This is a genomic window from Enterobacter sp. UNJFSC 003 (assembly GCF_036903355.1).
In the GTDB taxonomy this organism is placed as follows: Bacteria; Pseudomonadota; Gammaproteobacteria; order Enterobacterales; family Enterobacteriaceae; genus Enterobacter.
This window is the reverse complement of the sequence record NZ_JBAKHK010000169.1, coordinates 1-270: the sequence shown is the minus strand read 5'-3', so window position 1 is coordinate 270 and position 270 is coordinate 1. Positions and strand designations below refer to the sequence as shown.

The 270-nt window shown below is 54.4% G+C and carries 1 pseudogene; it reads right to left on the bottom strand.

The features are described from left to right. A pseudogene (locus tag V5P19_RS23640) lies at nucleotides 1-270 on the bottom strand (hypothetical protein); the annotation flags it as partial.

Sequence of the window (270 nt, the reverse complement as noted above, 5' to 3'; positions counted from 1 at the left end):
GCTTTCAGGCTGGCGATTTGAGAATGTTCACCCAACACCAGGCTATCCAGCTGGCTCTGGATCTGTTTTTGTTCCGCCGCCGATGACTTCACGGAGGCTTCCTGCGCCAGATAATTTTGCCGCGCCACATCGATATCGCGTTCTGAAAACGGGTTTACTTTCGCCTGGCTGCCACGTGCGTAACGCTGATACTCTTTAGCGAATTTATCCCGCGTGGCCTTTGCCTGCTGAGTATTCGCCGCCATCTCATCTAACTCTGCGCCCAACGCC